The sequence below is a fragment of the Burkholderia sp. HI2761 genome, from assembly GCF_002223355.1.
In the GTDB taxonomy this organism is placed as follows: domain Bacteria; phylum Pseudomonadota; class Gammaproteobacteria; order Burkholderiales; family Burkholderiaceae; genus Burkholderia.
This window is the reverse complement of the sequence record NZ_NKFN01000004.1, coordinates 878,226-899,264: the sequence shown is the minus strand read 5'-3', so window position 1 is coordinate 899,264 and position 21,039 is coordinate 878,226. Positions and strand designations below refer to the sequence as shown.

Annotated in this window: 20 protein-coding genes; 6 read left to right on the top strand and 14 right to left on the bottom strand. The window is 69.5% G+C overall.

Translation table 11 applies throughout. The features are described from left to right. Positions 1-2,358, bottom strand: a complete 2,358-nt coding sequence (gene bcsB, locus CFB46_RS10835; protein ID WP_089499977.1) for a cellulose biosynthesis cyclic di-GMP-binding regulatory protein BcsB — start codon at positions 2,356-2,358, stop codon at positions 1-3. 504 nt (positions 2,359-2,862) lie between these two features. Between bcsB and CFB46_RS10830 the strand changes: the two genes are divergently transcribed. After that, positions 2,863-3,885: a sensor domain-containing diguanylate cyclase gene (locus CFB46_RS10830; protein WP_089499976.1), complete on the top strand. Its 1,023-nt coding sequence runs from the start codon at positions 2,863-2,865 to the stop codon at positions 3,883-3,885. A gap of 16 nt (positions 3,886-3,901) precedes the next feature. Here CFB46_RS10830 and CFB46_RS10825 read toward each other — a convergent pair whose 3' ends face one another. Genes CFB46_RS10825 through CFB46_RS10810 form a run of 4 tightly spaced genes read right to left on the bottom strand, consistent with a single transcriptional unit; the run spans position 3,902 to position 8,224 of the window. Next, entirely contained in the window at positions 3,902-4,357 is a 456-nt protein-coding gene (locus CFB46_RS10825; RefSeq protein WP_027784170.1) for a hypothetical protein, read from the bottom strand. After that, complete coding sequence (locus tag CFB46_RS10820; protein ID WP_027784169.1) at positions 4,354-5,778, bottom strand: phosphatase PAP2/dual specificity phosphatase family protein; 1,425 nt, start codon at positions 5,776-5,778, stop codon at positions 4,354-4,356. The genes CFB46_RS10825 and CFB46_RS10820 overlap by 4 nt, the downstream gene beginning before the upstream one ends. Beyond that, positions 5,775-7,559 (bottom strand): bifunctional alpha/beta hydrolase/class I SAM-dependent methyltransferase, encoded by a 1,785-nt coding sequence (locus tag CFB46_RS10815; protein WP_089499975.1) that lies wholly within the window; start codon positions 7,557-7,559, stop codon positions 5,775-5,777. Before CFB46_RS10815 ends, CFB46_RS10820 begins: the two co-directional genes overlap by 4 nt. A gap of 59 nt (positions 7,560-7,618) precedes the next feature. Next, positions 7,619-8,224, bottom strand: a complete 606-nt coding sequence (locus tag CFB46_RS10810; protein ID WP_089499974.1) for a CDP-alcohol phosphatidyltransferase family protein — start codon at positions 8,222-8,224, stop codon at positions 7,619-7,621. A 468-nt stretch (positions 8,225-8,692) separates the two neighbouring features. Between CFB46_RS10810 and CFB46_RS10800 the strand changes: the two genes are divergently transcribed. Together CFB46_RS10800 and CFB46_RS10795 are read left to right on the top strand one after the other, a co-directional pair. Next, positions 8,693-9,325: a lysophospholipid acyltransferase family protein gene (locus CFB46_RS10800; RefSeq protein WP_027784166.1), complete on the top strand. Its 633-nt coding sequence runs from the start codon at positions 8,693-8,695 to the stop codon at positions 9,323-9,325. A 36-nt stretch (positions 9,326-9,361) separates the two neighbouring features. Next, positions 9,362-10,291, top strand: coding sequence for a phosphatidate cytidylyltransferase (locus CFB46_RS10795; protein WP_027784165.1), 930 nt, complete (start codon positions 9,362-9,364; stop codon positions 10,289-10,291). A gap of 41 nt (positions 10,292-10,332) precedes the next feature. Here the strand turns inward: CFB46_RS10795 and CFB46_RS10790 are convergent, their stop codons facing one another. Continuing rightward, positions 10,333-11,157 (bottom strand): hypothetical protein, encoded by an 825-nt coding sequence (locus CFB46_RS10790; RefSeq protein WP_027784164.1) that lies wholly within the window; start codon positions 11,155-11,157, stop codon positions 10,333-10,335. Between the two features lie 94 nt (positions 11,158-11,251). After that, the gene (locus CFB46_RS36355) at positions 11,252-11,380 is read right to left on the bottom strand and encodes a hypothetical protein (RefSeq protein WP_256980652.1); all 129 of its coding nucleotides are present in this window, start codon (positions 11,378-11,380) and stop codon (positions 11,252-11,254) included. A 116-nt stretch (positions 11,381-11,496) separates the two neighbouring features. On the opposite strand from CFB46_RS36355, the gene CFB46_RS10785 reads away from it, so the two are divergent. Next, positions 11,497-11,733 carry a hypothetical protein gene (locus CFB46_RS10785; RefSeq protein ID WP_027784163.1) on the top strand — a complete coding sequence of 79 codons (237 nt, stop codon included), beginning with the start codon at positions 11,497-11,499 and terminating at the stop codon, positions 11,731-11,733. Positions 11,734-11,775: 42 nt separating this feature from the next. Here the strand turns inward: CFB46_RS10785 and CFB46_RS10780 are convergent, their stop codons facing one another. The 4 genes from CFB46_RS10780 to CFB46_RS10760 all read right to left on the bottom strand — a co-directional run bounded on the left by CFB46_RS10780 (position 11,776) and on the right by CFB46_RS10760 (position 17,091). Further along, the gene (locus CFB46_RS10780) at positions 11,776-13,605 is read right to left on the bottom strand and encodes a methyl-accepting chemotaxis protein (RefSeq protein WP_089499973.1); all 1,830 of its coding nucleotides are present in this window, start codon (positions 13,603-13,605) and stop codon (positions 11,776-11,778) included. A gap of 477 nt (positions 13,606-14,082) precedes the next feature. Then, positions 14,083-14,394: an AtuA-related protein gene (locus CFB46_RS10770; RefSeq protein ID WP_027784161.1), complete on the bottom strand. Its 312-nt coding sequence runs from the start codon at positions 14,392-14,394 to the stop codon at positions 14,083-14,085. Then, a complete protein-coding gene (locus CFB46_RS10765) occupies positions 14,394-15,752 on the bottom strand; it encodes an acyclic terpene utilization AtuA family protein (protein ID WP_027784160.1) in 1,359 nt (452 codons plus the stop codon). The genes CFB46_RS10770 and CFB46_RS10765 overlap by 1 nt, the downstream gene beginning before the upstream one ends. Before the next feature lie 40 nt (positions 15,753-15,792). Next, positions 15,793-17,091: a CitMHS family transporter gene (locus CFB46_RS10760; protein WP_027784159.1), complete on the bottom strand. Its 1,299-nt coding sequence runs from the start codon at positions 17,089-17,091 to the stop codon at positions 15,793-15,795. Between the two features lie 98 nt (positions 17,092-17,189). Between CFB46_RS10760 and CFB46_RS10755 the strand changes: the two genes are divergently transcribed. Next, positions 17,190-18,086 (top strand): LysR family transcriptional regulator, encoded by an 897-nt coding sequence (locus tag CFB46_RS10755; RefSeq protein ID WP_027784158.1) that lies wholly within the window; start codon positions 17,190-17,192, stop codon positions 18,084-18,086. A 33-nt stretch (positions 18,087-18,119) separates the two neighbouring features. Here CFB46_RS10755 and CFB46_RS10750 read toward each other — a convergent pair whose 3' ends face one another. Both CFB46_RS10750 and CFB46_RS10745 read right to left on the bottom strand, forming a co-directional pair. Continuing rightward, positions 18,120-18,704: a flavin reductase family protein gene (locus CFB46_RS10750; RefSeq protein ID WP_027784157.1), complete on the bottom strand. Its 585-nt coding sequence runs from the start codon at positions 18,702-18,704 to the stop codon at positions 18,120-18,122. Between the two features lie 132 nt (positions 18,705-18,836). Further along, on the bottom strand, positions 18,837-19,262 hold the full coding sequence (locus CFB46_RS10745; RefSeq protein ID WP_027784156.1) for a VOC family protein: 426 nt from the start codon (positions 19,260-19,262) through the stop codon (positions 18,837-18,839). Positions 19,263-19,374: 112 nt separating this feature from the next. Between CFB46_RS10745 and CFB46_RS10740 the strand changes: the two genes are divergently transcribed. Further along, positions 19,375-20,265, top strand: a complete 891-nt coding sequence (locus tag CFB46_RS10740; RefSeq protein WP_027784155.1) for a LysR family transcriptional regulator — start codon at positions 19,375-19,377, stop codon at positions 20,263-20,265. A gap of 15 nt (positions 20,266-20,280) precedes the next feature. Here the strand turns inward: CFB46_RS10740 and CFB46_RS10735 are convergent, their stop codons facing one another. Then, the gene (locus CFB46_RS10735) at positions 20,281-21,030 is read right to left on the bottom strand and encodes a hypothetical protein (protein WP_027784154.1); all 750 of its coding nucleotides are present in this window, start codon (positions 21,028-21,030) and stop codon (positions 20,281-20,283) included. Positions 21,031-21,039: the final 9 nt, after the last annotated feature.

Sequence of the window (21,039 nt, the reverse complement as noted above, 5' to 3'; positions counted from 1 at the left end):
TTACATCCCCCGTCGACGCGCGGCGATTCGCTGCAGCACGCTGAACACGCCGAGCGCGAGCAGCAGCCCCGCGACGACGCCGACCGCGCCGAGCACGACCGGATGCCGCGCCGCCTGCGTCCACACGCGCGCATACCACGGCACGAAGCCGACCACGTAAGGCTCGCCGACCCGCAAGCTGTCGACCTGCCCCGGCCGCACCAGCGCGAGGTCGCCCTGCAGCTGCGACACGAGCCCGGCGTTCTCGAACACGTCGAGCAGATCGCCGAGGCGCGGCTGGTCGGTCGCCGTCAGCGCGACGACGCTGCGGCCGCGGCTGCCCGGCAGCTCGAAACCGGCGAGCGCCGCGAGCGGGCCCGTCTGTTCGATGTGCGCGCCGCCGTCGGCGAGGCCCACGCCGTTGCGCCAGCGCTCCTTCACCGTGAACGCGACGCGCGTCGTGCCGGCGCCGCCCGCGCCGCCCGCGCCGCCCGCGCCGCCCTGCTCGCCGATCGCGAGCGGCAGCGCCGCGCGCCAGTGCGCGAGCAGCGGCGACGCGGGCGAGCCGTCGATCACGAGCAGATCCTTGTGCCCCGACAGCGCGGCGACGTCGCCGGGCCGCGCGACCTGCACGCGCAGCGCCGGGAAGCCGGTCCATTCGCCCATGTGGCCGAGCATCGTCAGGTAGGCCTCGAGCTCCTGCGGCGACGGCCGATCGGGCATCACGACGGCCGTCTGCGACAGGTCCGCGAAGCGCGTGAACGGAAAGCCGCTGTTCGCGAAGAACGCGAGGTTGGGCAATTGCGCGTAATGGACGAAGTGCGAGAAGTCGATCGTCGAATCGGGATCGATCGCCGCGCGCTGCGGCTCGGTGGCCGTGCTCGAGCACAGGCCCGTCTTCTGCGAATCGAGCGTGAAGCGGAACTGCAGCTGGTTGCCGCTGCCCACGCGAAACGCGGGAATGTCGACGTCGCTCGTCACGCGCCCTTCCGGCACCGCCAGCAGCGGCAACTGCATGCGGCCGTGCGCGTCCTCCGCGTGGGCCGGCCCGAGCCGGTACGACTTCACGAGTTGATCGTTGATCTCGACCGCGAGCGTGGAATTGTCCTGGACGGTGGGCGCCGTGTAGCGGTAGCGCAGCGTGATCGGCACGCCCGAGCCGTTCCACGAATGCAGATCGGCCGGCACGCGCAGGTTCAGCCGGATCGCATCGGGCGTCGTGCCGCGCACTTCCAGCTGGCGCGGGTCGTTCACGAGTTCGCGGAACGCGATCGGCCGGTTCACCGGCAGCCAGCGCGGCGCGTCGTACGGCTTGCGCGGCGCGCCGAGATCGACGTGCGCGACCGTCGCCGCCGGACCCGACAGCGCCGCGCGGCCGAGCACGAGCGTCGCGACCGCGTCGTCGACCTCGGCCGCCGTGCGGCCCGTGACGACCAGCAGCTTGCGGCCCGGCGCGGCCGGGTTGTCGGCGACCGCGAGCAGCGGGCCGCCCACCGGCGGCAGCGCGAGACCCGCCGGCAGCGTCGCGGCCGTGCCGACCACGACGGCCTGGTCGTCGGCCGGCAGCGCGGCCGACACCGGGAAACGCGCATGCCGGTAATCGGCCAGCGCGCCGAACCACGACGCGAGCACGCCCGCGCTGCGCAGCGTCGCCGAATCGGGCGAGGCCGGCAGCACGAACGGCAGCCGCAGGCGGCCGTTGTCGCGCCGGTCGAAGAACGGCGCGGGCAGCAGCGCGAGATCGTTCGGCAGGCGCGCCGGCGATTCGTCGAGGATCAGCTCGCTCGTCGGGCTCACGTCGGCCCACAGCGCCGAGTTCGCCGGATCCTCGCAGTGGTCGAGCGTGTAGTGCGCGATCAGGCGCAGGCCGATCTGGTTGAAATCGGAAAAGTAGCGCGGATCGATCGGGATCTCTTGCGTGACCGTGCGGCCCGCGCGCGCGGCGTCGAACGGGACGGTCGCGATCACCTCGCCGTTCACCGACACCTTCAGGTGCGACAGCGGAAAGACCAGCGACGGCGAATACGCGTAGGTCAGGCGCAGCCGCGCGCCCGTGATCACGCGATCGAGCCGCACGCCGGCGTTGATCGTGCGTGCGTCGTCGGCGCCGCGCAGGCGTAGCGGATCGAACGCGCCGAGCGACGAGAACGGCACATGCACGGTCGTCGTCGGCAGGCCGGCGGCCGGCGCGCTGGCCGCCGTCGACGCCGCCGCGAGCACCGCCGCCGGCGCCGCAGCGGGCGCCGCCGCGTGACTGGCAGCGGCCGTCGAAGCGGCGGCGGCCGGCACGGCCGGCATCGGCGCGGCCGACAGCACGGCCGTGTGGAAAGCGCCGGTCATCGCGGCTGCCACGACGAACAGCGATACGGCCGGCTTCATGCGCCGCTCCGCGTCGTCACGATCGTCCGGTCATCCTGCGCGTCGAAACCGACGCGCGCAAAGCAGCTATGCCCGTGAGTGCGCATCCCCTCTGCTTCCCCTCATGTATGTTGCGCGTCGCGTAACGCGGATATGGCCTGATTCATTTATCGGTACGACGCGGCGGATTCTTCAATGACCCGTTCGTCGCGTGGCGAAGCACCTCGCACCGGCGCCCGCCCATCATTCGTCACACTATCTCAAAAATAGAACAAAACTCACCGCGATTCGCGACTGGGAAGCGAAAAAATCTCAATTCGGTCGGAAATGCTGCTCGGGAAGCGTGAATGGCAAGAATTGCGCCGTTGCTGCCGAACGGCCGGAACGGCATACTGCCGGCGCGATACGGCTGGCCGGGCGTCGGTCGCGATCCGTTGCGGATCGCCCGCGACACGCTGCCGCAGGCGGCGCGTATGCTACCGCAAGCACGCGCCGCGCAACGGATTTTCTTCGTGGGAAACTGACTTGAATCAAATCGTCGACTCCGCCCCCCCGTCCCCGGACACGTTGCTGCGGATCATCGCCGCCCAAACCGAAATCGCGAAACTCGGCCTGGACCTCGGCAGCGTGATGGCCTACGTGGCCGAGCAGGTACCGCAGATCACCGGCGCGAGCGCCGCCGCGGTCGAATTCGCCGAAGGCGACGACATGGTGTACCGCGCCGCGTCGGGCACGGCCGCCGGGATGCTCGGGCTACGGTTGCGGCGCTCGGGCAGCCTGTCGGGCCTGTGCGTGCAGCAAGGTGAGTTGCTGCACTGCATCGATTCGGAAACCGACCCGCGCGTCGATCACGATGCGTGCCGCCGGGTCGGCCTGCGCTCGATGCTGGTGATGCCGCTCACGCATGCCGACACGACGGTCGGCGTGCTGAAGGTGATGTCGCCGGACGTCGACGGTTTTTCGCAGGCGGACGCCGCCACGCTGCGGCTGATGGCCGATCTGATCGCCGCCGCGATGTTCCACGCGGCGCGTAATGAAGCGAACGAACTCTATCTGCGCGCGACGCACGACGTGCTCACCGGGCTGCCAAACCGCGCGCTGTTCTACGATCGCCTGCGCCAGTCGATGCACACGGCGTTGCGCGCGAGCGGCCGGCTCGGCATTCTCAACATCGACATGGACGGGCTGAAGCCGATCAACGACGGGTTCGGCCACCGCGCGGGCGACGCCGCGCTACGCGAGATCGCCGCGCGGATGCAGGGCGCGGTGCGGCGCTCGGATACGGTCGCGCGCGTCGGTGGCGACGAATTCGCCGTGATCCTGCCGAACCTCGGCACCCGCGACGATGCGCATGTGCAAAGCACGCGGCTCGCGCGGCAGGTCGGCGAGCCGTTCGAATTCGAGGGGCATGCGCTGCGGCTGGGCGTCAGCATCGGAATCGCGGTGCTGCCGGACGACGGCACCGACATGAATGCGCTGATCGAGCGTGCGGATCAGGCGATGTACGAGGTGAAGCGCACGCGGGGGCAGCGCTCCGCGCCCGCATGACGCCTGGCACGCACCGCTAGCCGATCGGCCGCACCGCGATCGCGATCCCGACCGCGACCCACTGCACGACGGCGACGAGCACGGCGGCACGGCACAGCCCGACCGCGCCGCGCACGCGCGCATCGAGCATGCGCCCGGCCTTCGCCGCGTCGATCCAGCCGAGATCGGTGAGCGCGCGGTCGAGCGCCGCGAGCCCGTCGTCGACCGCTGCATCGCCCTCCACCGCCCGCGCCAACGCGGCGAACAGCCACCGATCGATCTCGATGCGCACCGCGTACCACAGCGCCGCGATCCCCGATCCCGTGCTGACGGCGGCCAGCAGCACGCGCGCGAGCGTCGCCGGCAGCCAGCCCGCCGCGATCCACCCGCCCGCGCCGGCCGCGGCCAGTGCGGCCGCGATCGCCCACGCGCCCGCATCGAGCGCGCCGCGCGCGGCGGCAATCCTGAACGGAGCGGACGGATCGCGCGTCATCCGAGCCTCCCATCGCGACGGCGATCGATCCACTGCTGCAGCACGGCCGCGCCGTCGTCGGACCACACCGCGTGCGGCCGGACCGCGCGCACCGCGGCCAGCGCGTCGCGCGCATTCGTCAGCCCGCGCCGCGCCGCGAGCCAGGCGGCCGCGCACAGCACGCTGCGCCCATAGCCGAGCGCGCAGCAAACCAGCACGTCGCGCCCTTCGCCATGCAGGCGTTCGAGCGCCGCGACGGCCTGCGCGAGCTGCGCCGCCGTCGGCGCGACGAGGTCGAGCTGCGGCACGCACGCATACGCGAACGATGCATCGGCCGCGGCCCAGCGCGGCATCTCGGCGGTCAGGTCGACCAGGGCGGTGAAGCGATGGCGCCGGATGTCGCGCGTCGTCGGCGTACGGCCGATCGACACGCGTTCGTCGATCCGCACCGGCGCCGGCTGCCGGAACGTCCACAGCCGCGAATTGACGAACGCGCCGGCGATCGTCGGCGCGAGCAGCCAGCCGATGAAGACCGGCAACCGTCCGTGCGCATCCTTCTGAAACGCGCCGGGCGCGCCGCGCCGGTAGGCCCAGGCAACGCAGGCGAGCGCCAGCGCAACCCACCCTGCCGCCAGCGCCCCGCCCGGCGCGCGCGGCACGCACGCCAGCGCCGCGAGTGCGATCAGCGCGGCACCGAACCCATAGCGGCGCGCGAGCGCGCGACTGGCCGCGCACGGCGACGCATCGGCGCCCGGCAATCGGCCTGCGGCATCGCGCAGCGGAAACAGGAACAGTGCGAGACAGCCGACGGCCGCACCGGTCGGCACGTCGATCGCGTGATGCTGGTAAGTCGTCAGCACCGACACGCCGATCGCCGCGAACCACAGGTGCAGCACGACGCGCTCGAACGTGCCGCGCAGGTGCTTCGCATAGACGGCCCACAACACGACCAGCAACCCGATATGCAGCGACGGCGCCTGGTTGAACGGCTTGTCGAAACCCATCAGCAGCGCGAACAACGTACCGGCCATGCCGCCCGCGTCGGGCCGTTCGAAGCCGAAGCGCAGCGGCCACGCGATGAAGCACGCGACCGACACCAGTTGCACGGTCAGCAGCCGCTTCACGTGATCGAGCAGATCGTCGCGGCGCGTCCAGAAGAAGAACGAGAGCGCATACAGCAGGTCGATCGACCAGTACGGCACGATCGTCCACGGCACGAACGGGATCGCATGCTCCCAGCCGAACGCGAACGTCGGCACCGCGGCGCGGCGTGCGGCGAGCCAGTTCGCGAAGCCGTACGTCGAGAAGAACACGGCGCCCATCGCCGCGAGCCAGCCCAGGCGCAGCGCGAACGACGCGTCGCGCGCGCCGGCCGCCGGCTCGGCCAGCCCGCCACCCGCGCCCGTACCCGCACCGCCGCCGCCGTCGCCGAGCACACTCATGACGGTTCGACCCGCTGCGCGAGGCTGACCGTGAAGATGCCCATCTCGTCGATCCGCTGATCGAGCTTGCGGAAGCCCGCCCGCGCGACGAGCTCGTCCATTTCGGCCTGCGAACGACGGCGCATCACCCAGGTCGACTCGCCGCGGTGATTGTTCAGCGCGCGCGCGATGAATTCGAGCTGCGGATGCCACGGCTGCCCCGTATAGACGAGATAGCCGCCCGGCGGTACGGCCTGCGCGAGCCCGCGCAGCGAGCGCTCGATCAGCGCGTTCTCGCCGAACAGCTCGTACAGGCCCGACACGATCGCCAGCGTCGGCTGCGGCTCGAGCGTCGCGAGCGATGCCTCGTCGAACGCGTCGCCGCGCTCGAAGCGCGCGATCGGCTCCAGGCCGCGCTGCGCGATCAGCACGCGCCCGGCCTCGACGTTCGGCGGGCTGTAGTCGCGCAGCGTGATGTCGTCGGGCGCCGCGCCGTCGCGCTCGGCGGCCGTCGCGATCGCATCGAGCACGTAGCGCCCGTGGCCTGCCGCGATGTCGACGATCCGCACCGGCGAGCCGCGCCCGCGCAGGCGGCCGATCGCCGCGCCGATCAACTCCTGCAGATGGACCTTGCGCTGCCGGATGCCGACCCAGCCCGGCGAATCGAGATACGTGCGGTCGATCAGCGCGCCGACGCCGAGCCGCCCCTGCGCGCGGTTGCGGTACACGTAGTCGAGCGTCGAGCCCGAATCGAAGCCGAGCCGCAGCCCGAGCGCGATGCCGTCCGACAGCGCGCCGCCGGCTTTCAGGCCGGCGCGCGTGAGCGCCCAGTACGCACGGGCGAACACGTTGGCCGGCGGCCGGCCGAGCGCCGCGTATTCGTCGTGGAACGCGCCGCGCCGGTCCGCATCGGCGAGCGACACGCGCGGGCTCGGCGCATCGAACTCGCGCAGCACGAACTCGCGCAGCACGAACGCACGCAACGGCGCGAGCGCCTGCGCACGGTCGCGCTCGCCGAGCGTGTCGTGATAGAAGCCCGGCAGCACGATGCGCTCCTTGCGCGCCGAGCCGAGCCGTTCGAAGAAACGGTCCTGCGGGCCGCGATGCACGACCCAGTCGGCGCCCGAGATCAGCAATTGCGTCGGCACGGTGATCGCGGCCGCGTCGGCGACGATCCGCCGCGCGGTATCGTGCAGGTCGAGCAGCATGTTGACCGCGATCGGCCGCGTGATCAGCGGATCGGACGCGTAGCTCGCGATCCGTTCGGGATCGTGCGTGAGGAATTTCGGCTTCACGTAGCTGTTCACGTAGAACAGCCCGCGCAGCTTGTGCATCAGCCGCAGCCCCGGCCGGGCGAACGGCACGTAGAGCTTGATGTGGAACGCCGGCGACGCGACGACGAGCGCGCGGATCGGCGGCGCGTAGTCGTGCGCCCAGGTCGCCGCGAGCACCGCGCCGACGCTCTGGCCGACCACGGCCATATCCTCGATCGCGAGGCCGTGCGTGTCGCGGATATGCTCGACGAAGGTCTGCAGGTCGCGCACCGACGCGGCCGCGCTCGGACTGTAGCCGCGCGCGCCCGGCGACCGGCCGTGGCCGCGTGCGTCCCATGCGAAAAAGGCGAAATCCGGCAGGTCGAGCTCGTCGACGAGGTGCGCGACGCGCGCCGAATGTTCGTGCCCGCGATGCAGCAGCACGATGGCGCCGCGGCAGCGTGCGCCCGTCGCGGGCCAGTGCCGATAGAACAGCGTTTCGCCGTCGTGCGTGATGAAGTCGGCCTCACGGGCCGTGCGTGTGCTCATGTGGTCTCTCTCGTTTCGTTATTCGAATCATGTGGCGCCGCCCTCCGGCGCCCGGCCCGTCAACCGCCCGCTTCGGCAATGCCCGCCTGGACGCGCCGCACCACCGTCACGATCGACAGCACGATCAGCAGCCGCCACAGCCACGCGGCGACACTGCCGACCGGCAAGCCGAAGCCGATCCACAGCGCGAACGCGCCGAGGGCCAGCGCCCGGTCGCTCTTGCCGAACGGGCCGTCGTAGCGGCGCGTCGCGCCGACGAGCGGGCCGACCAGCCCCGCGCATTCGACGATCACCGCCATCAGCGCGAACAGCCAGACGTCCGCCGGAGCGAACGCGGGAATGGCAAGGAACGGCAGCACGAGCGCGACGTCGGACACGATGTCGCCCAGCTCGTTCAGGTACGCGCCGAGCGTGCTCTTCTGCCCGTGCTCGCGCGCGAGCATCCCGTCGATCGCATTGAGCGCCATCCGCGCGAACAGCCACAGCGGAATCAGCAGGAACAGCACACGGGCGAACACGCCGAGCCCGGCGAGCGCGCCGACGACGATCGAGCCGCCGGCCGCGAACAGCGTGACCTGGTTGGCGGTGACGCCGCGTTCGGCGAGCGAATTCGCGAACGGGCGCAGACGGTCCTGGAATTTGGGTTTGAGTGCGTAGAGGCTCATCGTTTCGTATTCGTATTATTCGCGCGGCACGGTCGGATACGTTTCCCGCCGCCATGCCCCGGGCGGCGAAACGGCCGTCGTCGGCCTGGATTGAACGGCCCTCATCGTCGCCGAGCGGCCTCGATGCGTCAAGCGTGCGGGCCGGGCCGCCCGTGCGGAGCCAATCTGGCGTTTTTCGTCGAAACTCGCGATAATCCGCTGGCCCGATCGCAGCGAGATCGATTCGAACTGCAGACGGGCACTCGTGCAACAGCCGATTATCACGCCGCCGACCGGCGCATTCGCCGCGACGCAACAGCGTGCGACGGCGAATCGTCCGATTATCGCGGACCTGCGACAGGCAGCCACGAACTTGAAAAAATTTAAACGAGAGCCGTCCGGCGCGCATCCTGCCGCGCCGGCATTCCGAGGTTCCGTCCGCCGCGCGTGCGCGGCGGGCCGGGCACGCACGCGGGAGCCAGCGCGCCGATGAACATCCTCAACGTCTGGCAGCGCGACTTCCTGCTGTCCATCGTGCGGCTCGTCGCCGGCGCGTATCCGGTCTGGCATCAGGCGCCGCCGTCGCCCACGCAGAAGATCTACTTCTCGAACCATACGAGCCACATCGACACGCTGGCGATCCTCGCCGCGCTGCCGCGCGACGTGCGCGCGGTCGTGCGGCCGGTCGCCGCGCGCGACTACTGGGACAGCAGCGACCTGAAGCGCCATATCGCGCAGAAGCTGCTGAACGTCGTGCTGATCGACCGCCATCGAGAAAGCGGTGGCGACCCGCTCGACCCGGTGCGCGACGCGCTGCGGCAGGGTCACTCGATCATCATCTTCCCGGAAGGTACGCGCGGCGCCGACGTATTGCCGCAGCCGTTCAAGAGCGGGCTGTTCCATCTCGCGACCGAATTCCCGGACGTCCCGCTCGCGCCCGTCTATCTCGAGAACCTGCAGCGCATCATGCCGAAGGGCGCGATCTGGCCCGTGCCGCTGATCTGCAAGGTGCATTTCGGTGCGAACGAAGCGCTCGACGCTCAGGAAGACAAGCCGACGTTCCTCGCCCGCATGCGCGACGCGGTCATCGCGCTCGCGCCGCCGCAGCGGCCGGCCGGCTGAACGCGGCGCCCCCTTCTCCTTTTCCGGATATCAACCATGCGAACCCTCTTCTGGGAACTGGTCGCGGGCGTCACGGGCGTGCTCGTCGTCGCGACCGTGATCGGCGCGATCCTCGGCGCGCGCAGCGGCGGCACGAGCGCGACCATCGTCAACCTGAACCAGCGCATCCGCGCATGGTGGGCGATGATCGCGATCATGGCCGTCGCGATCGGCCTCGGCAACAACGTCACGTATCTGGTGTTCGCGCTGCTGTCGTACCTGACGCTGCGCGAATTCATCACGCTCACGCCGACCACCGCGAGCGACCATACGACGCTCTTCATCGCGTTCTTCATCGCGATCCCCGTGCAGTACCTGCTGCTCGGGATCAACTGGTACGGGATGTACTCGATCTTCGTACCGGTGCACCTGTTCTTCGCGATGTCGCTCGTGTCGGCGCTCACGCAGGACACGCGCGAATTCCTGAGCCGCAACGCGAAGATCAACTGGGCGCTGATGGTGTGCGTGTACGGGCTGAGCCACGCGCCGGCCGTGCTGATTCTCGACATTCCGCGCTACGCCGGGCAGAACGCGCTGCTGCTGTTCTTCTTCCTGTTCGTCGTGCAGATCAGCGACGTGCTGCAATACGTGGTCGGCAAGCTGTTCGGACGCCGCAAGATCGCACCGCAGCTGTCGCCGTCGAAGACGATCGAGGGCTTCATCGGCGGCGGCCTGCTGGCCACGCTGTGCGGGGCCTCGCTGTATCGCGTGACGCCGTTCAGCTTCGGCGCGGCGTTCGGGATCTCGCTCGCGATCGTGATCGCGGGCTTCGTCGGCGGGCTCGTGCTGTCGGCGGTCAAGCGCTCGCTCGGCACGAAGGACTGGGGCTCGATGATCGCCGGCCACGGCGGAATGCTCGATCGCGTCGATTCGATCTGCTTCGCCGCGCCGGTGTTCTTTCACCTCGTGCGCTATCTGTACGTGTGATGCGCGGGCGGCGCAGCGCCGCCCGTCCTGCGCGCGACGGCTCAGTATCCGTCGCGTAGCGCCTTCGGCACGAGGTAGCGACCGCGCACGGCGTCGAACTTAACTGTATGGCGCACCTGAATGCGCCGGTCGCCGCGCGTGACCGTTTCCGTGACCGTCAACGGATAGACGTCGCCGGCGCCGGTGATGTCCGGCGCGATCTCGAAGCGACGCTCCTCGCAGCGCGCCCGGGCGTTCGCGCATTCCGTCGACTCCGCATTGTCGAGCGCCTCGTCGATGCGCGCCGCCGCCGGCACCAGTGCATTGCCGTACGGTAGCCAGATCGAGCTGAAGCGTTGCGTATAGCCTTGCCGCGTATCGCTTTCGCCGATCACGAACCCGAACAGGTGCGGCCCGAGCCGCTCGATGCGCACCGTGCCGGGCGCGCCGCGCTGGCCCGAGGCGATTTCCGTCTTCTTCACGACCGGTTCGAGCGCCTTGCCGTCCGGCGTCGCTTTCAGCACGTACAGATCGATCGTGCCGGTCGTCGCGTCCGAATCCATGCCCGGCATCCCGTTCTGCACCGCCGCCTCGGTCTCGCCGCACATCGCGAGCAGCGTGCGCGGGCCGTCGGCGGTCGCGACACGCAGCGAGCCGCACGGCGAATAGATGAAATCGTCCCCTTCCGCCTGCCAGCCCTTGCGGTCCGCACGCCAGTTGCCGTACGTGTCGTGGATGAAGGTCTGCAGCGGAGGGTCAAGTCGGGGCGGCTCCGCGGCATGAACGAGCGACGGCGCCGCGAGCGACGCGAGCACCGTGAGCGCGCCAAGGGCAGCGAGCGAAGCCGCGAGCGGCTTGAGACGTCGGTTCAGGTACTGGACAGTCATGACGAGGTTCGGTCGGATTGGAAAGACAGGTAGCGGATCGTTGCAGGCTCGCCCGATCACGGGTGCCGTTGGGCAATGCCGGTGCCGTCCGGCTTCAGCCGGGCGGTGCGCACCCGAGCGAGCCGGCACACGCCAGCGCGACGCGCATGGCGACGTGCACGTACCGGCTGCGCCGCTTGGCCTCGCCATTCGCGCCGGCCGACGCTACGATCTCGTTCTTCACCACAGGCTCCGTTCGATCGCGCGGGAATTGGCACGCGAAGCCGTAGCGTACACGTACGGCGCAGCGCCGCAAGCGTCGGGCGGCCAACCCGACATGGACACACGCATGAACCGACCGTGCAGGACATCGCCTGGCACCGCTCGATCGGGCGGCTCATCGAGACGCTCGACCAGCCCGGCTTCTGGCTGCCGCTGATCCGGCTGATCGAGGAATACGTCGCGGTCGACAGCCGGGTCGCGCCGATGTTCGGCGACGCCAGCCCGCAGGCGTTCGCCGAATGCCCGTACGAAGACGCAACCTCTACGCGAAGCTCGACATCAATTCGCAGTCGGCGCTGTCCGCCTTGTTCCTGAAAGCGCAGACCGCCCGATGACGCACGACCGGCGCCGCCACGCTCACGCCGCCTGCACGTCGACCGACTGCGCCCGCGCGAGCTTGAATTCGCCGACCGTCTGCGCCAGTTGCGCAGCCTGCTCGCGCAGCAGCGCCGCGGCCGCGGCCGACTCCTCGACGAGCGCGGCGTTCTGCTGCGTCGAGTGATCGAGCTGCGACACCGCCTGATTGACCTGCGCGAGGCCGGTGCTCTGCTCGTTCGCGGCGACCGTCATTTCCGCGATCACGCTGCTGATCCCGCGCACGCCTTCGACGATCTCGTCCATCGTCGCACCGGCCGTCTGCACGAGCCCCGACCCGCCCTCGATCCGCTCCACCGACGACTGGATCAGATGCTTGATTTCCCGCGCGGCTTGCGCACTGCGCTGAGCCAGCGTGCGCACCTCTCCCGCGACCACGGCGAAGCCGCGGCCGTGCTCGTTCGCGCGCGCCGCCTCGACCGCCGCATTCAGCGCGAGGATGTTGGTCTGGAACGCGATGCCGTCGATCACGCCGATGATGTTCGAGATTTCGGTGGACGCCTTCGTGATCTCGCCCATCGTCTCGATCACCTGGCTCACCACCGCGCCGCCACGCATCGCGACGCCCGACGCCGATTCCGCGAGCCGGTTGACCTGGGTCGCGGAATCGGCCGAGTTGCGCGCGGTGCCGGCGATCTCCTCGAGTGCCGCGGCGGTTTCCTGCAGGCTCGATGCGGCATGTTCGGTACGACTCGACAGATCCTGGTTGCCCTGCGCGATCTCCGCACTCGCCACGCTCACGGATTCGCTGAATGCACGGATCTGCAGCAGGATCGCACTGATTTTTTCCGCGAACAGGTTGAACGCACGCGCGATCTGCGCGGCTTCGTCGGAGCCGTCGGCTTCGAGCCGCTTCGTCAGGTCGCCGCTGCCGCTCGCCACATCGGTGAGCGCGTCGCGCACGAGCAGCACGCGCTTGAACGCCGCGTTCGTCAACGCGCCGACGAGCGCGGCCGCGATGCAGGCGACGACGAGGATCGCCACCAGCGTCGTCGTCGCGACGGCGCGCATGCCGGCCGTCACATCCGACCGGTCGAGCGCCATCACGAGCGACCAGTCCGTTCCGGCGATCGGTTGCGCGCGCAACAGCTTGGTCGCGCCGCCGATGTCGACCGCCACCGGCTCGGACGCGGCCTGCAATCCGGCAAGGCGCTCGGGCGTCAGATCGGGCGACAGCCCGAGCGCCGGTTTCATGATCAGGTCCGTCTTCGCGCCCGCGATCAGGCGTCCGCTCCGGTCGACCAGGAACGCGAAGCTCGACGGCGTCGGATGCATCGATACGACGATCTCGCTCGCGCGCTCCATGTAGAGGCTCGCGGCCAGCACCCCCTTCAGCGTGCCACCGCGCAGGATCGGCGCGGCGAACGCGAAAGCCGGCTTGCCGGTAGACGCGTCCAGGTACAGCGCGGTGACGACGAGCCGGCCGGCCTCGACGGCCTGCTTGTACCACGGGCGCGCGGTCGGATCGTAGCCGGCGGCGAGCGGAACGTTCGAGAACGCCGTGCGATCGGGCAGGCCGAGCGTGAGTACCTGGAAGCCGCCCGACTTGCCGAGCAGCGTCAGCGCGGGCAGCGGATCGCCGTCGCCCACCGTCAGCGTATCGGCCAGCGCCCGGGTTTGCTGCGCACGGCTGGCGATCCACTCGTCGAGCGCGAGCGCATGGCCGGCCAGCACGGACTTCAGGTTCTGGTCGATGGTTTCGTCGTTGTGCTGCTTCACGACGTAATACACGAGGCCGCCGGTCACGGCGAGCGCCGTGATCACGATGGCGACGCAGGTCGCCAGAATCCGTGCGCGAATCGATGACAGCATGATGACGATGATCTCCGGTGGCCGTGTTGTTCGAATGGTCAAATGAGGCACGCACCCGCTCTATCGGCCATTCGTTGCGCAACTTGAGGTTGGACTGGTCAGACCACACGAAAAAGCGCTATGACTTGGCCCGGAATCAATACCCCGACGGGGTTAACACGTCGGCGGGATAGGAAAACCGGCGGGGCAGCGCATACTCGGCGTTCCGGCATCGACGCCTGCCGCTCCTGCGCAATCACTCGACTCATGAAACTGAAGCTCGACATCGACCAGCTCGCCGGTCGCGACGGCGACACACCCTACAACCTGCAACGCACGCTCGATGCGATCGCGGCCTGCGCACCCGCCACCGACCTCGTGATGTTTCCGGAAGCGCAGCTCACCGGCTTCCTCGATCCGTCGAATCTCGCCACGGTCGCCCAGCCGCGAACTACCGATTCCGTGAGCGCCCGGCCCCGCCCGCCCACTACGCCAGCGTCACGCCGGATCGGGCACCTCGATCGCCAGCAGCGCCGAACTGACCGACTTGCCGTGCGCGTCGAGCGCGAGCGAGCGCGTCACCCCGCCGCCGAGCGCATCGCGCAGCACGAAGTTGAACGCGCCGAGCGCCGGCAACTCGTAGCGCACGACGTCGCCGTGCACGATGCCCGCAAGCCATGTCTTCACCGTTGCCGCATCCAGATGCGTGCGCAGATGGTCGTAATGACGCGGATCGCGGCAGATGACCGACACGTTCAGCGTATTGCCCTTGTCGCCGGTGCGCGCATGCGCGAGTTCACGCAGTTGCATCAGGCCTCCACGAATGAAAACGACGGCGTCACGGCCGCGCGCGGCAGCAGCACCGACTGCACGGCGATGACCTCGCGCGTCGACTTGAACGCGCCGCCGCCGCCGGCCGGCCCGTTCGTATAGAGCGTCTCGACTTCGTTGCCGATCCGCGCGGCTTCGGCGGCGTTCGCCGCCCGGCCGGCCACCCGCACGCGCACCTCGGCCGGCTCGCCGCGTACGGCCGGCGTCGCGTCGCCGTACAGCGCATCGACGCCGATCAGGTCGAAGCGCAGCTCGCTCGCGGCGACGCCGGTCAGCGCGAGCCGCTCGCGAACGATGTCGAGCGCAAGACGCGCACGCGCGAGCGCGCCCGGGCCGCCGTACGAGATCTGGCCTTCGCCGATGTAGCCGTCGATATAGGCCACCGACACCTTCAGCGTATCGGGCCGCGCGGCGCCGCGCCCGCCCGTCACGCGCACGCGATCGGCCGCCTCCTCGGCGACCGCCACGCGAGTGAAATCGGCCACGACGTCGGGCTGCAGATATCGCGCCGGGTCGTGAATCTCGTAGAGCAGTTGTTCCTTGCAGGTCGCCGCGCTCACGCGGCCGCCCGCATGCGGCACCTTCGTGATCACGACCGAGCCGTCGGCCGCGACCTCGCCGATCGGGAAGCCGAGCCGCGCGAGATTCGGCACGTCCTTGTAGCCGGGGTCGGCGAAATAGCCGCCCGTCACCTGCCCCGCGCATTCGAGCAGGTGGCCGACGACGGTCGCCTGCCCGAGCGTGTCCCAGTCGTCCATCCGCCAGCCGAACGCATGGATCAGCGGCGCGGCGAACAGCGACGGGTCGGCGACGCGCCCGGTCAGCACGACGTCCGCGCCGGCCGCGAGCGCATCGACGATCGGCGCGGCGCCGAGATACGCGTTCGCGGACACGATGCGGTCGCGATACGCGGCGACTGCGTCGCCCGATTCCTCGAAACGGAACGCCCCGCGCAGCACGACGTCGAGCACGTCGTCGCCTTCGACCGCTGCGACGCTCAGCCCCGCGATGCCGAGCGACTGCGCGATCTCCGCGGTACGCCGCGCGGCCGCGCGCGGGTTCGCCGCGCCCATGTTCGACACGATCCGCACGCGCCTGGCCGCCGCGACCGGCAGTACCGCCTGCATCCGCGCGTCGAGCAGCGGATCGTAGCCGCGCGCCGGATCGTTGCGGCGCGCCTGCTGCGCGATCGCGATCGTGCGCTCGGCCAGGCATTCGAACACCAGATAGTCGAGCTGCCCGTGTTCGGCGAGTTCGACCGCGGGCTCGATCCGGTCGCCCGAGTAGCCGGCGCCCGCGCCGATGCGCACGCGCCGTTCAGGTTGCTTTGCTGTCATGTCCGTACCGTCGTCCGGCGGCGCGCACCGCCGGGAAGAATCAAAAGATGCCGAGCACGACGCAGGCGATCGTCATCACGATCGACGCGCCGAACAGCAGCGGAAACGTGAATTTCTGATGCTCGGCCAGCTCGATCCCGCACAGGCCGACGACGAGGAACGTCGCGGGCGTGAGCGGGCTGACCGGGAACCCCGTCGTCATCTGGCCGAGCAGCGCCGCCTGCCCGACCTGCACGGCCGGCACGCCGAGCTGGCCGGCCACTTCGGCGATCACGGGCAGCACGCCGAAGTAGAACGAATCGGGATCGAACAGCATGCTGAGCGGCATCGATGCGAGGCCGAGCACGACCGGAATGTGGCCGGCCATCGACGGCGGCACGAAGCCGACCGCCGCCTGCGCCATCGCCTTCAGCATCCCGCTGCCCTGCATGATCCCGGTGAACACGCCGGCCGCGAGCAGGATGCCGGCCATCATCAGCGCGGCGCGTGCATGCGCATCGATGCGCTTTCGCTGCATGTCGACGTCGGGGTAATTCACCATGAGCGCGATGCACAGCCCGACCATGAACATGATCGCGGGCGGAACCTTCTCGCCCATCACGACCATCGTGCCGAGCACGACGAGCGTCAGCACGAGGTTGAACCAGAAGAGATGCGGCCGGTGCAGCGCCTGCTCGTCGGCCGTCAGCTCGCGTTTGGGCAACGGAATCGACGCATCGTCGCGCGACAGCCCGAGCCGCTTCTCCTCGCGCCGCCCGAGCCAGTATGCGACGCCGAACACGAACACGAGCCCGATCGCCTGCACCGGGATCAGCGGATTGAACAGCGCCGACACCGGCAGGTGCAGCGATGCCGACGCGCGGATCATCGGCCCCGTCCACGGCAGGAAGTTGATGCCCGCGGCCATCGACACGGCGGTGGCCAGCACGCGCCGGTCCATCTTCAACCGGTCGTACAGCGGCAGCACGGCCGGAATCGTCACGAGAAAGCAGACGGCGCCCGAGCCGTCGAGATGGATCAGCAGCGCGAGCAGCGTCGTGCCCATCACGATGCGCGTCGGCCGCGTGCCGACCGCGCGCAGGATCCGGTCGATGATCGGATCGAGCGTGCCGGCGTCGGTGATCGTCCCGAAATACAGGATCGCGAACACGAACATGCCGACGACGGGCGCGAGCCCCTTCAGCCCGTCGACGACGAACTTGCTGGTGTGCAGCCCGAAGCCGCCGAGCAGCGACGCGGCGATCGGCACGATGATCAGCGCGACGAGCGGCGACATCCGCTTCGACAGAATCGCGGCCAGCAGCACGACGATCGTGCCCAGCCCGAGTAACGGCAGCATCGGTTGTCTCCTACCTTGTCTTTTGTTGGAGACGAGCGTAAGGTCGGCGCAGCAATAGCACAATTGAAATGATTTGATCGCAGCAATCACGAACCATTATGGATCTGAATCTTCGCGACATTCGCGCGTTCGTTACCGTCGCGCACGCCGGCAACTTCACGCGCGCCGCCGCGCGGCTGCACCTGTCGCAACCGGCGCTGACCGTGCAGATCCGCCGGCTCGAGGAAATCGTCGGCGCGCGCCTGTTCGACCGCAACAGCCGCAGCGTCGCCCTCACGCAGACCGGGCGCGAACTGCTGCCGCTGTTGCAGCGCTCGCTCGACGACATGGAACGCGTGCTGCGCGATGCGCGCGCGCTCGGCGAAGGCACGAGCGGCACGGTACGGCTCGCGTGCCTGCCGACCTTCGCGTCCAGCGTGCTGCCGGAGCTGATCCAGTCGTTCCGGCGCGACGTCCCGCGCGCGGGCTTCGAGATCCGCGACGGCGTCGCGAGCCTCGTCACCGCGCTCGTGCGCAACGAGGAAGCCGATCTCGGGCTGACCGGCGGCGACGTGTTCGATGCGTCGCTGGAGGTGCTGTATGCGGGCGCCGACCGGCTCGTCGCCGTGTGTCCGAAGGATCATCCGTTCGCGCGCAAGCGCCGCGTGACCACCGCCGACGTCGCCGGCGTACCGCTCGTGCTCACCGCGCAGGGCACGAGCGTGCGCAGCGTCGTCGACGCCGCGCTGGAAGCGGCCGGCTGCACGCCCGACATCGCATGCGAGCCCACCTACATGATGACGGCCGTCGCGATGGTGCGTGGCGGCCTCGGCGTGACGATCCTGCCCGCGACCGCGCGCGAGGTGCGCGCCGAGCCCGACCTCGTCGCGAAGCCGATCGACGATCCCGCGTTCGTGCGGCCGATCGCGCTCATCGCGAAGCGTGGACGCACGCTGCCGAGCGTCGCGCAGGCCTTCGCCGACATCATGCTCGCGGAATTGAAAAAGCGCGCATGAAGCGCGCCCGATTCGGGACCGTGCATCCGGCGCTTACTGCGCGTCCGGATCGACGTGCAGCGATTCGCCGATCGCATAGAAATTGCCGCCCGCGATGTAGTGCAGGCTGCGCAGCGCGGGGTCGGCCGATTCGAAATACCAGTGGCCGTCGCGGAACACGCGCGTGTCGGACCACGCAGCGACCACCTCGCCGATGAACAGGTCGTAGGTCTGCTGGTTGTGCGGCTCGGGAATCAGCTTGCACGCGAGCCACCCCGAGCATCCTGCAACGAACGGCAGGTCGTGGCCTTCGACGTCGAACAGCGTGACGCCCGCTTCGCGCAGCTTGGTCGGCCGCTCCGCGAGGCTGTGGCTGCCGACCGCATGCGTGAGCTGCAATTGCGCGACCGTCGGCACCTGGATCACGAACGTGCCGCTGCGCTCGACGAGTTCGCGCGTCTTCGCGGATTTGTCGAGCACCACGGTCAGCTTCGGCGGCAGGAAATCCAGCGCGCACGCCCAGGCGGCGGCCATCACGTTGTCGACGCCGTCGTGGCGGGCCGATACGAGCACGGTCGGGCCGTGATTGAGGAGACGGTAGGCTTTCTTCAGCTCCACCGGAGCGATGTGACTGTCCATACGGGTTCCTTGGAGAACGGCGCGCACGGACGGTTGCCGTGCGGCGCGGCGCCGGCCGTCGCACCTGCGCGCGCTCGGGCCGCCGGCCGCATTCTCGCACCCAATTTCAATCGGCGCTCGCGCCGCTGCCGGTTACTTCGCGAACAGCTGGCCGATGTCGCGGAACGCCTTGAATTCGAGCGCATTGCCGCACGGATCGAACAGGAACATCGTCGCCTGTTCGCCGACCTGCCCCTGGAACCGTACATACGGCTCGATCACGAACGTCACGCCGAACGCGCGCAAGCGTTCGGCCAGCGCTTCCCAGCTCGCCCAGTCGAGCACGATCCCGAAATGCGGCACCGGCACGTCGTGACCGTCGACCGCATTCGTATGCGCGCCTTCCTGCGATGCGGTTTTCGGATGCGCGTGGATCACGAGCTGATGCCCGTAAAAGTCGAAGTCGACCCACTGCGCACTCGAGCGCCCCTCTTCCAGCCCGAACACGCGGCCGTAGAAATCGCGCGCGGCCGGCAGGTCGTAGACCGGAATCGCCAGGTGAAACGGGGAAAGACTCATGATGGCCTCGTGAAGAAACGCTCGCGTGGCGCGAGGACGGCACCATGGTAGACAAGGCCGAGTAAAAATTAAATCAATATATAATTTCACGATTCACAAACAGAATCGATGAATGATCCGCGAGCTGAAAACCCTCGTCGCCGTCGCCCGGGAAGGCACCTTTGCCGCGGCCGGCAATCGGATCGGGCTCACGCAGGCGGCCGTGAGCGCGCAGATGCAGCGTCTCGAAGCCGAGCTCGGCTTCGCGCTGTTCGACCGGCAAGGGCGATCGGCGCGGCTCAACGAGCGGGGCCATCACGTGCTCGACCAGGCGCAGGCGCTGATCGGCCTGTACGAGAACCTGAGCTCGGCCGCGCCCGGCGCGCCGGCCGTCGTACGCGTGACGATCGGCGCGATCGCGTCGGTGCAGAGCGCGCTGCTGCCGGCCGCGCTGGCCGATTTCCATCGCCTGCACCCCGCGTGCCGGACGCGCGTGATACCCGGGTTGTCGATCGAGCTGGTCAACCGGGTCGACGCGGGCGAGATCGACATGGCCGCGATCATCCGGCCGCCGTTTGCGTTGCAGAGCGACCTGCACTGGACGACGCTCGCGCAGGAACCGTTCCGCCTGATCGTGCCGCGCGGCGTGAAGGGCAAGGACTGGGCCGCCCTGCTCGCGAGCGAGCCGTTCGTGCGCTACGACCGCGCGTCGTTCGGGGGCCGCCAGGTCGACCGCTTTCTGCGCAAGATGCACATCGCGGTGCGCGACACCTGCGAACTCGACGAGCTCGACGCGATCGTCAAGCTGGTCGAGAACGGCGTCGGCATCGCGATCGTGCCGCAGACCGCCGTGTATCGCCGCTGGCCGGCCGGCGTGCGCGCGATCGACCTCGGGCATCACACGTTTCACCGCGACATCGGGCTCGTGCATCGCGCGCGGCGCACGATGTCGGAGCCCGCGCAAACGCTGGCGCAACTGATCGACGCGGCGTCGCGACGGCGCCCGCCGCCGCGGGCCGCGTGATCGACGCGCGGCGGCTCAGCGCCGCCCGGCCGCCCAGTCCACCGCCGCGTCGAACAGCGCGACACCGGCCGGCGACAGGTTCGTGAACGTGTCGTTGTCGAGGAAGAACATCACGCGGCGCGCCGGCGCGAGCGTTTCGTAGTCCATCGTCGCGCCCTTCTCGTATGCAAAGATCGCGGCCTTGTCGGGCTGGCCGTACACGGTCGCGATCGTGATCGCGCCGAGCCCCGGCTTGCCCCAGCTCATCGGCGCCTGCTTGCCGTACGCGTTCGTCGCGCCGGCCGGCAGCCCGGCCGCCATCGGATGCGGCGCATTGACGAGCCACAGGTAGCGCTCCTTGCCCGTTTCGCCGAAGTCGACGTCGTGCCGCTTGCCCGTCATCGCAAGATCGTCGAGCAGGTCGTTTTCCCACGTCACGAGCGGCTTGTCGAGCGTGCGCCAGCCGGGCCGCACGTTCTTCGACGATACCGTCGACGAGATCACCACCAGATCGGCGTCGCGCGCCGCATCGGGCGTGGCCGCCTCGTCGATCAGGCTCACCGCGTAGCCGCGTTCACCAAGATGCTGGCCGATGCGCTCGTCGACCTTCAGGTTCGGGCCGTGCAACTGCACGAGCATCGCGACGCGCGTCGCGGCCTGCGGCGCATCGGCGGCAAATGCGGGCGCCGATACGCCGGCGCCGAGGCCCGCGGACAGCGCGAGCACCGCACCCGCGATCGTGCGCAACAGGCGGCGGCGCGCACCGGTCTTCGTCTTCAGATTCATCTGGATTCC

What these genes read in the sequence shown, in the direction of transcription:
- CFB46_RS10735 (WP_027784154.1), bottom strand. Translation starts at nt 21,030, where the DNA reads ATGAATCTGAAGACGAAGACCGGTGCGCGCCGCCGCCTGTTGCGCACG.
- bcsB (WP_089499977.1), bottom strand. Translation starts at nt 2,358, where the DNA reads ATGAAGCCGGCCGTATCGCTGTTCGTCGTGGCAGCCGCGATGACCGGC.
- CFB46_RS10790 (WP_027784164.1), bottom strand. Translation starts at nt 11,157, where the DNA reads ATGACTGTCCAGTACCTGAACCGACGTCTCAAGCCGCTCGCGGCTTCG.
- CFB46_RS10825 (WP_027784170.1), bottom strand. Translation starts at nt 4,357, where the DNA reads ATGACGCGCGATCCGTCCGCTCCGTTCAGGATTGCCGCCGCGCGCGGC.
- CFB46_RS10755 (WP_027784158.1), top strand. Translation starts at nt 17,190, where the DNA reads ATGGATCTGAATCTTCGCGACATTCGCGCGTTCGTTACCGTCGCGCAC.
- CFB46_RS10810 (WP_089499974.1), bottom strand. Translation starts at nt 8,224, where the DNA reads ATGAGCCTCTACGCACTCAAACCCAAATTCCAGGACCGTCTGCGCCCG.
- CFB46_RS10820 (WP_027784169.1), bottom strand. Translation starts at nt 5,778, where the DNA reads ATGAGTGTGCTCGGCGACGGCGGCGGCGGTGCGGGTACGGGCGCGGGT.
- CFB46_RS10760 (WP_027784159.1), bottom strand. Translation starts at nt 17,091, where the DNA reads ATGCTGCCGTTACTCGGGCTGGGCACGATCGTCGTGCTGCTGGCCGCG.
- CFB46_RS10770 (WP_027784161.1), bottom strand. Translation starts at nt 14,394, where the DNA reads ATGCAACTGCGTGAACTCGCGCATGCGCGCACCGGCGACAAGGGCAAT.
- CFB46_RS10750 (WP_027784157.1), bottom strand. Translation starts at nt 18,704, where the DNA reads ATGGACAGTCACATCGCTCCGGTGGAGCTGAAGAAAGCCTACCGTCTC.
- CFB46_RS10740 (WP_027784155.1), top strand. Translation starts at nt 19,375, where the DNA reads ATGATCCGCGAGCTGAAAACCCTCGTCGCCGTCGCCCGGGAAGGCACC.
- CFB46_RS10745 (WP_027784156.1), bottom strand. Translation starts at nt 19,262, where the DNA reads ATGAGTCTTTCCCCGTTTCACCTGGCGATTCCGGTCTACGACCTGCCG.
- CFB46_RS10765 (WP_027784160.1), bottom strand. Translation starts at nt 15,752, where the DNA reads ATGACAGCAAAGCAACCTGAACGGCGCGTGCGCATCGGCGCGGGCGCC.
- CFB46_RS10815 (WP_089499975.1), bottom strand. Translation starts at nt 7,559, where the DNA reads ATGAGCACACGCACGGCCCGTGAGGCCGACTTCATCACGCACGACGGC.
- CFB46_RS10800 (WP_027784166.1), top strand. Translation starts at nt 8,693, where the DNA reads ATGAACATCCTCAACGTCTGGCAGCGCGACTTCCTGCTGTCCATCGTG.
- CFB46_RS10780 (WP_089499973.1), bottom strand. Translation starts at nt 13,605, where the DNA reads ATGCTGTCATCGATTCGCGCACGGATTCTGGCGACCTGCGTCGCCATC.
- CFB46_RS10795 (WP_027784165.1), top strand. Translation starts at nt 9,362, where the DNA reads ATGCGAACCCTCTTCTGGGAACTGGTCGCGGGCGTCACGGGCGTGCTC.